This is a genomic window from Achromobacter maghribensis, from assembly GCF_057334215.1.
This window is the reverse complement of record NZ_JBHFII010000056.1, coordinates 62537-75678: the sequence shown is the minus strand read 5'-3', so window position 1 is coordinate 75678 and position 13142 is coordinate 62537. Positions and strand designations below refer to the sequence as shown.

Sequence of the window (13142 nt, the reverse complement as noted above, 5' to 3'; positions counted from 1 at the left end):
CATCAAGGTTGCGCGCCATCAGCCCGACCCCGACGACGGGCTGGCGCCGTCTTGGCTCGATGCGCTGCTGGATCGCTCATTACTGACGAAATTTGCGTGGCCCGCTTCATGCGGCCGCGCGGGCGGCCGCATTCTGCATACGTGGCGTTGATGCGTCGATGCGGCGGTCGCTGGCGCGCTGGTGTTGACTTGTTTGCTAGTGGTCCCCGCCTTCAGGTGGGGAGGTGGAGCGACGGGCGGCGCGCGGCAGATAGCCGCTTGCTTAGGCAGGCCCATACGCGCGCAACCCGTCTGAAAGGTAGGGCGGTGATTCTTGCAGGCCTCCGCCTCAAGAATCTGCCTCTTCCACCATCACTCCTTCCCCCTTTAAGAACCCCCAGCAATAACGCCATATTTCCAAAATCCATAACTCCCGAAGCGTCCTACATCCCAAGACATAACTTCATACCGACTAAGTATTTTTCGCCGTTGACCCGCGATGACAGAATCCATCAATCACTTTCTATCCCGGGCTTTCAAACATGTCATCGCTGCTTCGCCTCTTGGCCGCATCCACGCTTGCCGTCGCCTTAGCCGCGCCTGCGCAGGCTGAAGACAAGAACACCATCACGGTCGGCATCTCCGTGGGTACTGCCGAAAAGATCTTTGATGTTGTCCAGAAGGTTGCGGCCCGGGACGGTCTTGTCATCAAGCTCGTCAAGTTCAACGACTATCAACTTCCCAATGCCGCCCTTAACGCGGGCGATCTCGATGCCAACGCGTTTCAACACAAACCGTTCCTGGACAATCAGATCAAGGCGCGAGGGTTTGATATCGTGCCTGCGGGCTTGACCGTTACGGCGCCGCTGGGTTTTTACTCGCGAAAGATCAAGTCGTTGAATGACTTGCCCGCGGGCGCATCGGTCGGGATTCAGAATGATCCCTCGAATGGCAATCGCGCGCTGCGTCTATTGGCGGCGTACAAGATCATCACGCTGAAGCCGGAAGCGGAACAGAAGAACACGGCGACGCCGCTGGACGTGGTGTCGAACCCACGCAAGATCAAGCTGGTGGCGCTGGATGCCGCGCAGTTGCCACGGTCGCTGGACGATCTGACGGCGGCCTCCATCAATAACGATTACGCCGAACAGGCGGGGCTGGTGCCGGCGCGCGACGCGATCGGGCGCGAGGCCCCTGACGGGCCCTACGCCAACCTCATTGCCGTGCGGACGAAAGACCGCGACCAGCCCTGGGTGAAGCAGCTGGTGGCCGCGTACCAGTCCCCCGAAGTGCGCGCCTATATCGAGAAGGAATTCAAGGGTTCCCTCATCCCCGCTTTTTAACGCGCGACTTTCGGCGAATCATCATGAGCATCATCACGTTGGCGGGTAGCCCGTCACAGCGTTCCCGTTCTTCCGCGTTGCTGCGCCATGCCGCCCATCTGCTGCGTTCGCGCGGACTCGGGGTCGTGGAATTGGGCTTGCGCGACATACCGGCCGAAGAATTGATCGAAGGCCATTACTCGGGCGCCGCGGCCGGCGCGTTGCGGGCGCGCGTGTCGGCCGCGGATGCGGTGTTGATCTCGACCCCGGTCTACAAGGCGTCGTTCTCCGGCGGGCTGAAGGCCGTGCTGGATTTGTTGGATGAAAAGGCGCTGGCGGGAAAGGTGGTGCTGCCTATCGCCACGGGCGGCAGCCCGGCGCATCTGCTGGCGTTGGAATACGGCTTGAAACCGGTGCTGTCCGCCTTGGGCGCGCGCCACATCCTGGCCGGCGTCTACGCCACCGACAAACAGGTCCAAGTCGAAGACGACGGCCGTATCCATATCGACGATGACGTCCGCGAGCGGCTGGAAGACTCCGTCGACCGGCTGGCCGAGCAGGTGTTGCCGCGCGGCGTCGTTGCCCATGAAGCCTATGACCTGGGACGCCTCGCGCTTGCGGGCGGCTTCAGCGTCTGACCCCGGAGTTCCGTCATGGATGTTTTCTGGTTCATTCCCACGCACGGCGATTCGCGCTACCTGGGCACCAGCCAGGGCGCGCGCGCCGCAAGCTACGACTATTTCCGGCAGGTGGCCGTGGCCGCCGACACGCTGGGCTACGACGGCGTACTGCTGCCCACGGGCCGGTCCTGCGAGGACGCATGGGTCGTGGCTTCCAGCCTGATCGGCGCTACCCGCAAGCTGAAGTTCCTGGTGGCGATCCGGCCGGGCGTCAGTTCGCCGCAGTTATCGGCGCGCATGGCCGCGACGTTCGACCGCTTGTCCGAAGGACGCCTGCTGGTCAATGTGGTGACGGGCGGTGATCCGGGCGAACTGGAAGGCGACGGCGTCTTCGTCAGCCACGACGAACGCTACGCCATCACGGCCGACTACCTGAACATCTGGCGCGGCATCCTGGAACGCAGCCACGACGCGGAAGGCTACAGCTTCCAGGGCGAGCAGCTCGTCTCCAAGGGGGGGAAAGTCATTTACCCGCCCGTGCAGAAGCCGTATCCGCCGTTGTACTTTGGCGGTTCATCCGAGGCCGCCCATGAATTGGCCGCCGAACAGCTGGACGTCTATCTGACGTGGGGCGAGCCGCCCGAGGCGGTGGCCAAGAAAATCGCGGACGTGCGCGAGCGCGCCGCCAAACACGGCAGGACCGTGCGTTTCGGCATCCGCCTGCACGTCATCGTGCGCGAAACGGAAACGGCCGCATGGGCGGCCGCGGACGAATTGATCAGCCACCTTAGCGAAGATTCGGTGCGGGCCGCGCAAGCGGCATTCTCCAAGATGGATTCGGAAGGCCAGCGCCGCATGGCTGCCCTGCATGGCGGAAAGCTCAGCGATGACCAGGGCGGCCGCTCGCACCTGGAAATCTCGCCCAACCTGTGGGCCGGGGTGGGGCTGGTGCGCGGTGGCGCGGGCACGGCGCTGGTCGGCGATCCGCAGACGGTCGCCGCGCGCATTCAGGAATATGCCGACCTGGGTATCGACACGTTTATTTTCTCTGGCTATCCGCATTTGGAAGAGTCCTATCGGTTTGCCGAATTGGTGTTTCCGCTGTTGCCCGGCAAAGCGCAGCGCCAGGTTGGCAACGCCGTGCTGACGGGACCCTTCGGCGAAGTCATGGCGACCGAGCTGGTGCCGAAGGAATCGGCAAGCTGATGTTCGCCTCCGCCTTCGCCTCCGCTTTTGCTTCGTCTCCGCGCCGTCGCGCGGCGCGCAACGTGCTTGCGCCCTGGCTGGCGGCCGCCGCGTTGCTGGCGCTGTGGCCGCTGCTTCGGGCCGACCTGTCAGGCGCGGCGGCGGCGCTGTTGCTGGGCGCAGGCCTGGGCGCCTGGCGCGGCGTGCGCGCGGGGGATCCGAAACTGATCGAGATGGGCCGTTCGGTCGGCCTGGCCGGCTGGCCGCTGTGGCGCGACGTGATCCTTCCTGGCGCCTTGCCAGCGCTGCTGTCCGGCGCGCGGCTGGCGCTGGCGCTGTTCTGGGCGTGGCGGGGCATGGCCCAGACCGCCATCGCGCGATCCAGCGATGGCGCGACGACGCTGGCGCCGATTCTGTCCTATGCGCTATTGGCCCTGGCCGCGGATACGTTGATCCGCGTGTTGGCGCGCCGCGCCTTGCGCTGGGATGCCGCCGCGGACTCCTGATGTGCCACACCCTGACCGGAGCCCCGCGATGAACCCGATTTCTCCCCTGTCCGCCGTGCCGCAGACGGTGATCCGCCTGGATGCGGTCAGCAAGTCCTACGCGACGCGCGACGGCCGTTTCGACGCCGTGCGGGACGTGTCGCTGTCGATCCGTGCCGGCGACACCTTCGGCATCATCGGCAAGAGCGGCGCGGGCAAGTCCACGCTGCTGCGGCTGATCAACCTGCTCGAACGTCCGGATGCCGGCGCCGTGCACGTGGCGGGCACCGAACTGACGGCGCTGTCCAAGCGCGCATTGCGCGGCGCGCGCCAGCACATCGGCATGATCTTCCAGCAGTTCAACCTGCTGCAGAACGAGACCGTGTTCGAGAACGTGGCGTTTGCGCTTCGCGTGCATGGCGGGCGTAGCCGCGAACAGATTGCGCAGCGCGTGCGGGAGTGCCTGGAAATCGTCGGGCTGACGGACAAGACGGCCAGCTACCCCGCGCAGTTGTCGGGCGGCCAGAAGCAGCGCGTGGCCATCGCCCGCGCGTTGGCCAGCGAACCGGCGGTGCTGCTGTGCGACGAACCCACCTCCGCGCTCGACCCCGAGACCACCCGGTCGGTGCTTGCCGTGCTGCGCGACATCAACAAGCGCCTGGGCGTGACCATCGTGATCGTCACGCACGAACTGGCGGTCGTGCGCGCCCTGTGCCGCCACGTGGCCGTCATGGAAAACGGGCAGGTGCTTGAGCAAGCCGAAATCTCCGGCGCCAATGTGCACCTGTCGTCCGCGCTGGGCCGCGAGCTTATCCGCGAAGCCACCCATCCCTACGAAGAGGTCGCATGATGCTGGATACCTTTGTGCAGTTGCTGCCCGAGCTGGGCGTGGCGGTCGGCCAGACCTTTCTGATGCTGGCCATCGCGCTGGCGGCATCCATCTTGCTGGGCGGGCCATTGGGCGTGTGGGTGTTCCTGACGGGGCCCGGCCAATCGCTGGACCGTCCGGTGTTGCACCGGCTGCTCAGCTGGACCGTGAATACCGTGCGCTCGTTCCCGTTCATCATCCTGCTGGTGGCGCTGGTGCCGTTCACGCGGGTGATCGCCGGCACGTCCATCGGACCCGTGGCGGCGGCGGTGCCGCTGTCGTTCGCGGCGATCCCGTACTTTGCGCGGCTGGTGGAGCAGTGCCTGCGCGACGTGCCGCGGGGCGTGATCGAGGCCGCGCATGCCGCCGGTGCGTCGGAACTGCAAATTGTGCGCCGCGTGCTGTTGGTGGAGGCGCGTTCCGGCCTAGTGCTGGCCCTGACGGTGCTGGCCGTCAGCTTTCTTTCGTACTCGGCGGTGGCCGGGGTGGTGGGCGGCGGCGGCATCGGCGACCTGGCCATCCGGTATGGCTACTACCGTTTCCAGACCGACGTGATGGTGCTGACCGTGGCGCTGCTCGTCGTGCTGGTGCAGATCATCCAGGTCGCCGGCAATACCGTCGCGCGCCGTATCGACAAGCGTTGATTCCAATGAGAACTCCCATGGCATTCCCCCGTTCGACCCTGATCGCGGCGCTGGTCGCGCTGTCCGTGGCCGGCGCCGCGCAAGCCGCGGACCCGGCCAAGAAAGAGATCGTGTTCGGCGCCACCGCCGGTCCCTATAGCGACCAGATCAAGCTGGGCATCAAGCCCATCCTGGAGAAACAGGGCTACACGGTCAAGATCGTGGAATTCAACGACTACATCCAGCCGAACTTCGCGCTGGCGCAAGGCGCGCTGGACGCCAACGCCTTCCAGCATGTGGTTTACCTGAAGAACTTCGCGGCCAGGAACAAGCTGGAACTGTCCGAGCTGGTGAAGGTGCCCACCGCGCCGATCGCCATCTACAGCAAGAAATACAAGAGCGTGGACGCAGCGCCCGACGGCGTCAGCGTCGCGGTGCCCAACGACCCGACCAACCAGGCGCGCGCGCTGGTGGTGCTGCAGGACCTGGGCTGGGTGACGCTGCGCGAAGGCTACGACCCCTTGCAGGTGTCCGAGAAGGACGTGGCCGTCAATGTAAAGAAGATCAAGCTGATCCCGCTTGAGGCGGCACAGCTGCCGCGGTCGCTGGACGACACGGACTATTCGTTCGTGAACGGCAACTTCGCCCTGGCGTCCGGCCTGAAGCTGACGGCCGCGCTGGCGTTGGAGAAGACCACGCCCACCTATCAGAACCTGGTGGCGGTGCGCACGGCCGACATCGACAAACCCTTCGTGAAAGACATCGCGGCCGCGTATGCGTCGCGGGAGTTCCTGGCGGTCACCGAGCAATCGTTCGCCGGTTTCGTGAAGACCGATTATCAGCAGAAGCTGGAAGCGGCCCGCTAGGGCCGTCCGGCGGGAGCGCAGGGTCATGTTTGTCCATCCCAACGAGTTCGAACTGCTGCAGCACCTGGAGGTGCCGGGGCGGGCGCGGCACGACGAGGCGCCGGACGCGGGGCAGGACGACTGGCGGGCGCTGCGCGTCACCGTGCGCAACCTGAGCAAACGCCATGGCGCGCGCGATGTGCTCAAGGGATTGGACGTTGACATCGCCGCCGGTGAATTCGTGGCGGTCGCGGGACGCAGCGGCGCCGGCAAGAGCACCTTGCTGCGCATCCTGGCGGGGCTGGAGCGCCCCAGCGGCGAGCAGGGCGGACCGCCCGCGCGATCCCCCGTACTGTTCGACGGCTTTCCGCAATGGGCGTCCGATGACCGCGTGCGGCTGCTGTTTCCCGACGCCCGCCTGCTGTCGTGGAAACGTGTCTGGCAGAACGTGGCGCTTGGGCTGCCGGGCGGCGCGCGGGCGCGGGCCGGCGAAGCGTTGCGGCAAGCGGGGCTGGGCGGGCACGGCGACGACTGGCCGGCCAGGCTGACCGAGACCCAGCGCCAGCGGGTGGCCTTGGCGCGCGCGCTGGCGCGGCGGCCCGGCCTGTTGCTGCTGGACGAGCCGTCAGGCGGCCTGGATGCCCTGACGCGCATCGAGGCTCAGGCGGCCATCGAGCAAGCGTGGCGGCATGCCGGATTCACGGCCGTGCTGGCCACGCGCGACGTCTACGAGGCGGTGGCGCTGGCCGATCGCATCCTGGTGATGGACGACGGCGTAGTGGTGTTCGACGAACGGGTCGAACTGGCACGGCCGCGCGCCCGGGGTTCGCCCGCCTTCGCGGCTTTGGCGGCGCGCGTGTTGCGCGCCGTGTTGAAAGAACCCGACCCGCCGGACGCGGACCGGCACTTGGCGCCGGTGGTCCAGATTCGGCATTTACGGCTGGCGGTATAGCGCCGCGCGGCCAGCATTCACGCAATGGCGCCATGACGGCGCCGCCTTTTCCCTTTCAGGAGCAAGACCATGACCATTCAATCCATCAACGCCCGCAACCAGTTCCGCGGCAAGATCAAGGAAATCATCCTGGGCCCGGTGGTGTCCGAAGTGGATGTGGACACCCCCGCAGGCATCGTCACGTCGGTGATCACCACGCGTTCCGTCAAAGAGCTGGACTTGCAGGTCGGCACCGAAGTGCTGGCCTTTGTGAAGGCGACCGAGGTGTCCGTCGCCAAACTGTGAAAACGAATGGATCGACGCCGGCGCTTTCCTTGTGCCGGCGTTAGGCATATATTGTCAGCGCGTTATCCGGCGGTTTCCTCCTGGCTTGTGGCTTCATGCGTTGCTTCACGGAGAACGGTTCATGCGTCGACTGCAAGGGTGGTTCATCGGCTGGTTATGCCTGGGGCTGGCGGTCTGCCTGCCCGCCATGGCGCAAACCAAGCTCGACAATGGGCAGTTGGATCAGCTGATGGCGCCGGTGGCGCTATACCCTGATGCCTTGCTGTCGCAGATCCTCATGGGGGCAACCTACCCCGACGACATCGCCGCCGCGGCCCAGTGGTCGGCCGCGCACACGTCGGAATCCGGCGACAAGGCGGTCAAGGCCGTCGAAGGCGAAAGCTGGGACCCCAGCGTCAAATCGCTGGTCGCCTTCCCCTCCGTCATGGACATGATGGGCCGGCAACCCGACTGGGTGAAATCGGTGGGCGATGCCTTCCTGGCGCAACCCGACGGCGTGATGGACTCGGTTCAGCGGCTGCGCGTGCAGGCGGAAAAGGCCGGCAACCTGAAGAGCACGCCGCAGCAGAAGGTCTCCTCAAGCACCACCAACGACAAGACCGTGGTCGTGATCGAGCCGGCCGACCCGCAAGTCGTCTACGTGCCCAGCTACAACCCGACCGTGGTCTACGGCGCCTGGGCCTACCCGTCATACCCCCCCTATTACTATCCGCCGCCGCCGGGCTCCGTCTTCGCGAGCTCGCTGGTGGCCGGCATCGGTTTTGGCCTGGGCGTGGCCGCCGTCGATTCGATGTGGGGCGGATTCAACTGGGGACATAACGACGTCGACATCGACGTCAACCGGTACAACAACGTCAACGTCAATCAACGCATCGACAACGCCCGGAACAACAACGTGTCCTGGCAACACAATCCGGCCAATCGCGGCAACACCCCGTACGCGGACCAGGCCAACCGCCAGCGTTTCGACAGCCAGCGTCAGGCGGGCCTGCAGAATCGCCAGGCGGGACAGCAACGCGCGGGCCAAGGCGGCAGGGCCTCGATGGGCGCCGCTGCGCCGAATTCGCGCGATGCGGCCCGCGACCGTGCGGCGCAATCCTTCCAGGGGCGCACGGGGCAACCGATTGCGGGCCATGCCGAACCGGGCGCCGGGCGCGGACAAGGCGCGGCGGGGCGGGGTGGCAACGGCGCGCGTGACCATGCCCAGGGCGCGGGACAAGGCGCGCGTGACCATGACCGGGCGCAGGGTGGGCAGAGGCAGCACGCCTCCGGCGCATCTACGCACGATCGCCAGGCCGCGGCGCAACGCCAGCGTGCCGACGAATCCGCCGCGCGTGACCGGGCGCGGGCGTCCAATAGCAGCAGCGCGCTGCACGACGCCGGCAACGGCGACCGCATGCGTCAGCAAAGCCACCGCAGCGACATGAACCGGGGCGGCGGCGGAGGCGGCTTCCAGCGAGGCGGCGGCGGGCACCATATGGGCGGCGGTGGCGGTGGCGGCGGTCATTTCGGCGGCCGGAGGTAAGCACCATGGACAAGGGAGCTTTCATGACGAATGCCTGGGTTCGTGCCCGCGTGCTGGGCGCCGCGACATTGCTGGCGTTAGGGTCGGTGGCACCGGTCGCGGCGCAGAGCGTGTATCCGACGTCGCAGGCAGCGGCGGATGCCTTTGCCGACGCGCTGGCCACCAGCGACCCGGTCGCCATTGCGAAGGTGTTGGGGCCTGATCACAAGCAGATCGTGCCGGGCGGCGTGGCGCAGGACGATATCTACCGTTTCCTTGCCGCGTGGGCGAAAAAGCACGAGATCGTCGCGGACGGCGGCCGCTCCTGGCTGGCCGTCGGCGATTCCGGATGGACCATGCCAGTACCCATCGTGCAAACAGGCAAGGGTTGGCGGTTCGACCCGGCGGCGGGCAAGGCCGAAATTCAGCGCCGTGCCATCGGCCGCAACGAACTGACTGCAATCGAAACCCTGCAGCAGCTGCAGGCGGCGCAGACCCGCTATCAACAAGGCGTGGGGCAGGGCCGCTATGCGACCCGCCTGGTCAGCCGCCCCGGCACGATGGACGGCTTGTACTGGCCCGAGGTGCCGGGCGCGCCGCCGCAGGCCTTTGGGCCGGACGCGTTGGTGATGGGGCCTGACGTGCCGGTGGAGGACGCCTATGCCGGTTACCGCTACAAGGTGCTGCCGGGCGGGCAAGATGCTGCGTATCGCATCGTGGCTTGGCCGGCGCGCTATGGCAAGACCGGCATCGGCACCTTTGTCATCGGTCCGCAAGGCGGCGTGCGCGAAGCCGATCTGGGCCCCTCGTCGGCGTCCCGCGCGGCAGCCTTGCGCGAACGCGATATCGCGTCCGATGCCTGGGTCGACGCTGATGCGCAACCCGTTGGCGCCAAATGACTTTTCAATAAATTCAGAGGGTTTTCAGGCGGGGGTTGTTGCGGGGTCGCAACAGGCGTGTACGTTTGTCGCCAAACCCCCGGCTGTTGCCCTTTTGAAAGGTGGCTGTGCCTAAAATGGCGGGCATTGGGATCGGTGCCCGATCCTTACTTGCCGGACCTTGAAATTGAACCCCTTGCATTTTGTCCGCTACGCCTTGGCCGGCGTAGGGATGGCGCTTAGCGCAGCGGCAGCATCCGCCCCGATTTTTGTCCTGAACTCCCTGGACGCCAACGTCAGCATCGTCGACCCGGTTTCCTACAAGGAACTGCGGCGCGTGCCCACCGGCAAGGAACCGCACCACCTGTATCTGACCCCGGACGAAAAGTCGCTGATGGTGGCCAACGCCACGGGCGATTCCATCACGCTGATGGACCCCAAGACCGGTGAAGTACAGCGCACCCTGACCGGTATCGTCGACCCCTACCAGCTGCAATTCTCGCCGGACATGAAATGGTTCGTCACGGCGGCCAACCGCCTGGACCATATCGACATCTACGCCTGGAAGCCGCTGGAAAAGGGGTTTGACCTGACCTTGGTCAAGCGTATTCCCGCGGGCAAGACGCCCAGCCACATCATGATCGACAAGAAGAGCACGACGGCGTACGTGACGTTGCAGGACAGCGATCAACTGATCGCCATCGACCTGGCCACGCAAACGCCCAAGTGGACGGTGTCCGTGGGCAAGACGCCCGCCGACGTGTTCCTGACGCCCGACCAGAAGACGTTGCTGGTGGCGCTGACCGGCGACTCCTTCGTCGAAGCCTACGACGTCAGCAACGGCCCGGCCAAACTGGTCAAGCGCATCCCGACGGCCGCCGGCGCGCACGCCTTCCGCGCGCAGGGCGACAAGCGCCATCTGTTCGTCAGCAACCGCACCGCCAACTCCATCAGCCGCATCGACATGCAGACGCTGGCCGTCACCGACACCTTCCCGGTGCCGGGCGGCCCCGATTGCATGGACGTCCTGGCCGACGGCAAGACGCTGCTGGTCACGTCGCGCTGGGCGCGCAAGCTGACCGTGGTGGACCTGGAACAGAAGAAGGTCGTCAATCAGGTCACGGTGGGCAAGTCGCCGCACGGCGTCTGGACGCTGAACCATGCGCCAACCCGATAGGAGTAAGGGCCCCGCCCCTGCAGTGAAAAGCCTTCTTGCCGCCGTCCTGGCGTTTGCCGTCCCGATGGCGAATGCGGCCGCGCCGACGACGTGCGACAAGCCGGTGTACCTGACGTTCGACACCGGCCACATGGGCGTGGCGCCGCTGATCGCCGACGTGCTCAACCGCCATCACGTCAAGGTCACCTTCTTCCTGGCCAATGAACGCACGAAGACCGACGGCGCCAGCCTGGACGACGTCTGGGCGCCGTGGTGGAAGGCGCGCGCGGCGGAAGGCCATGCCTTTGGCTCGCACACCTACGACCATGTCTACTGGCGGGGCGACCTGCCGGGCGGCAAGTTCCGCGTGAAGCCCAGCGCCGGCCCGGACACGGGCAAGACCGCCGAATGGACGGCCGAGCAGTACTGCGCCGAGATCAAACGGTCCGCCACCCGATTCCACCAGATGACGGGCCAGAACATGCTGCCGCTGTACCGCGCGCCGGGCGGCAAGACCTCGCCCGCGCTGCTGAAGGCGGCCAAGGCCTGCGGCTTCGAGCACGTGGGCTGGGCCCCCGCCGGTTTCCTGGGCGATGAACTGCCCAGCGACAAATTCCCCAATGCCCGCCTGCTGGACCAGGCGCTGCGCACCATCAAGCCCGGCGACATCCTGCTGGCGCACCTGGGCATCTGGTCGCGCCAGGATCCCTGGGCCCCCGCCGTGCTCGAGCCCCTGATTGTGGGCCTGCAGCAGAAGGGCTATTGTTTCGCTACCTTGAATACGCATCCCGCCTACCGCGACTGGATCGCTACGCATCATTGATCATGGACACCCTCAGTCAATTGTTCGGGGAATGCCAGCAATGGCTTTTCGAGACCCTGATCCAGCCCGCGCTGTTTCACCTGGGGATGAGCAACTTCATCGAAGACGGCTACGACGCCACCATGTGGTTGCTGGTGGGCCTGGTGCAGGTCGCCGTGCTGGTGCTGGTGTTCGGGCCCTTGCAGCGCCTGCGGCCGGTTGAAGCGGTCACCGACCGCCGCCAGATCGGCATTGACGTGCTGTACACGCTGATCCACCGCCTGGGCGTGTTCCGCCTGGCGCTGTTCTTCACGATCGACCCGTTCTGGGACAGCATCTTCGGGCAACTGCACATCTGGGGGTTCGCGCCGTTCCAGCTGGACCAGTATTGGCCGGGCGTGACGGACAAGGCCTGGGTCAGCCTGATCATCTACCTGCTGCTGTTCGACGCGGTCGACTACGTCTACCACCGGGCCCAGCACCGTTTCAGCTGGCTCTGGGCGCTGCACGCGGTGCATCACAGCCAGCGCCAGATGACCATCTGGAGCGACGACCGCAATCACCTGCTGGACGACATGCTGCGCGATGTGCTGGTCGTATTCGTGTCGCAACTGGTGGGCGTGCCGCCCGCGCAGTTCGTGGTCGTGGTGGCGATCACCCAACTGGCGCAGAGTTTTTCGCACGCCAACCTGCGCATGCATTTCGGGGCATTGGGCGAGCGCCTGTTGGTCAGCCCGCGCTTTCACCGCCATCATCATTCCATCGCCTACGACGCATCGTCGCCGGGGCCGGTCGGCGGCTACAACTTCGCCGCGCTGTTCCCGATCTGGGACGTGCTGTTCCGCACCGCCCGTTTCGGCGTGGGCTACGGCCCCACGGGCATCCACGACCAGCAGGCGGAACTGGGCGGCCGCGACTACGGCCGCAGCTTCTGGTCGCAGCAATGGCTGGGGTTGAAACGCATGGTGGGCCGCGACCGCGAACCCGCCTCCGCGCCGCCCAGCCCGCCGGGCGCCGCGGAACGCGCCTGACGGCGTCAGCCCCGCCCTGGCGCCTGCAACAAAAAAAACCGAGCCTGCGAGGCTCGGTTTTTTTTGGCGTGGCGCGCTCAGGCGGCCGGCGTGTCGTGCGTGGTTTCGCGCTTGATCTCGTCGTGGCGGCGTTCCATTTCCTGCCGCAGTTCGCGGCGCAGGCGCGCGGCCTCGAAGCGCTGCTTTTCTTCCAGGTTGCGCGGTGCAAGCGGCGGCACGGCGGTCGGGGCGCCCTGGTCGTCCACGGCCACCATCGTGAAATAGCAGCTGTTGGTATGGCGCACGAGTTTCTTGCGGATGTCCTCGGTGACGACCTTGATGCCGATCTCCATCGAGGTGCGGCCGGTGTAGTTCACCGCCGCCAGGAAGGTCACCAGTTCACCCACGTGAATGGGTTCGCGAAACACCACCTGGTCCACGGACAGGGTCACGACATATTGGCCGGCGTACCGGCTGGCACAGGCATAAGCCACCTGATCCAGGTACTTGAGGATGGTTCCGCCGTGCACGTTTCCTGAAAAATTCGCCATATCCGGCGTCATCAGGATGGTCATCGACAATTGGTGGCTAAAGGCGTCGTCCATGGCGGGCGCTCATCATTCATGAA

General features: G+C 65.9%; 15 protein-coding genes. 14 read left to right on the top strand and 1 reads right to left on the bottom strand.

Annotated elements, in window-relative coordinates; genetic code table 11:
• Positions 1 to 521 precede the first annotated feature (521 nt).
• From ACE039_RS24760 to ACE039_RS24695, 14 genes are all read left to right on the top strand, one after another.
• A complete protein-coding gene (locus ACE039_RS24760; protein WP_485823571.1) occupies positions 522 to 1322 on the top strand; it encodes a MetQ/NlpA family ABC transporter substrate-binding protein in 801 nt (266 codons plus the stop codon).
• 23 nt (positions 1323 to 1345) lie between these two features.
• The gene (gene ssuE / locus ACE039_RS24755; RefSeq protein ID WP_448709147.1) at positions 1346 to 1939 is read left to right on the top strand and encodes an NADPH-dependent FMN reductase; all 594 of its coding nucleotides are present in this window, start codon (positions 1346 to 1348) and stop codon (positions 1937 to 1939) included.
• Positions 1940 to 1954: 15 nt separating this feature from the next.
• Positions 1955 to 3127, top strand: a complete 1173-nt coding sequence (gene ssuD, locus ACE039_RS24750; RefSeq protein ID WP_485823570.1) for an FMNH2-dependent alkanesulfonate monooxygenase — start codon at positions 1955 to 1957, stop codon at positions 3125 to 3127.
• Positions 3127 to 3612 (top strand): ABC transporter permease, encoded by a 486-nt coding sequence (locus ACE039_RS24745; RefSeq protein WP_485823569.1) that lies wholly within the window; start codon positions 3127 to 3129, stop codon positions 3610 to 3612. Before ssuD ends, ACE039_RS24745 begins: the two co-directional genes overlap by 1 nt.
• 28 nt (positions 3613 to 3640) lie before the next feature.
• Positions 3641 to 4441 (top strand): methionine ABC transporter ATP-binding protein, encoded by an 801-nt coding sequence (locus tag ACE039_RS24740; RefSeq protein WP_485823568.1) that lies wholly within the window; start codon positions 3641 to 3643, stop codon positions 4439 to 4441.
• A complete protein-coding gene (locus ACE039_RS24735) occupies positions 4441 to 5103 on the top strand; it encodes a methionine ABC transporter permease (protein ID WP_105559620.1) in 663 nt (220 codons plus the stop codon). Before ACE039_RS24740 ends, ACE039_RS24735 begins: the two co-directional genes overlap by 1 nt.
• Positions 5104 to 5120: 17 nt before the next feature.
• A complete protein-coding gene (locus tag ACE039_RS24730) occupies positions 5121 to 5948 on the top strand; it encodes a MetQ/NlpA family ABC transporter substrate-binding protein (protein ID WP_448709151.1) in 828 nt (275 codons plus the stop codon).
• Between the two features lie 25 nt (positions 5949 to 5973).
• A complete protein-coding gene (locus ACE039_RS24725; RefSeq protein WP_485823567.1) occupies positions 5974 to 6879 on the top strand; it encodes an ATP-binding cassette domain-containing protein in 906 nt (301 codons plus the stop codon).
• Positions 6880 to 6948: 69 nt separating this feature from the next.
• On the top strand, positions 6949 to 7164 hold the full coding sequence (locus ACE039_RS24720; protein WP_046805592.1) for a TOBE domain-containing protein: 216 nt from the start codon (positions 6949 to 6951) through the stop codon (positions 7162 to 7164).
• Between the two features lie 121 nt (positions 7165 to 7285).
• Positions 7286 to 8689: a DUF3300 domain-containing protein gene (locus tag ACE039_RS24715; RefSeq protein ID WP_485823566.1), complete on the top strand. Its 1404-nt coding sequence runs from the start codon at positions 7286 to 7288 to the stop codon at positions 8687 to 8689.
• 5 nt (positions 8690 to 8694) lie between these two features.
• On the top strand, positions 8695 to 9567 hold the full coding sequence (locus ACE039_RS24710; RefSeq protein WP_485823565.1) for a DUF2950 family protein: 873 nt from the start codon (positions 8695 to 8697) through the stop codon (positions 9565 to 9567).
• A 175-nt stretch (positions 9568 to 9742) separates the two neighbouring features.
• Positions 9743 to 10723 (top strand): YVTN family beta-propeller repeat protein, encoded by a 981-nt coding sequence (locus ACE039_RS24705; protein ID WP_448709160.1) that lies wholly within the window; start codon positions 9743 to 9745, stop codon positions 10721 to 10723.
• The gene (locus ACE039_RS24700; RefSeq protein ID WP_485823564.1) at positions 10707 to 11525 is read left to right on the top strand and encodes a polysaccharide deacetylase family protein; all 819 of its coding nucleotides are present in this window, start codon (positions 10707 to 10709) and stop codon (positions 11523 to 11525) included. The genes ACE039_RS24705 and ACE039_RS24700 overlap by 17 nt, the downstream gene beginning before the upstream one ends.
• 2 nt (positions 11526 to 11527) lie before the next feature.
• On the top strand, positions 11528 to 12535 hold the full coding sequence (locus tag ACE039_RS24695) for a sterol desaturase family protein (protein WP_105559568.1): 1008 nt from the start codon (positions 11528 to 11530) through the stop codon (positions 12533 to 12535).
• 77 nt (positions 12536 to 12612) lie between these two features.
• Here ACE039_RS24695 and ACE039_RS24690 read toward each other — a convergent pair whose 3' ends face one another.
• The gene (locus tag ACE039_RS24690) at positions 12613 to 13119 is read right to left on the bottom strand and encodes an acyl-CoA thioesterase (protein WP_105559569.1); all 507 of its coding nucleotides are present in this window, start codon (positions 13117 to 13119) and stop codon (positions 12613 to 12615) included.
• Between the last annotated feature and the right edge of the window lie 23 nt (positions 13120 to 13142).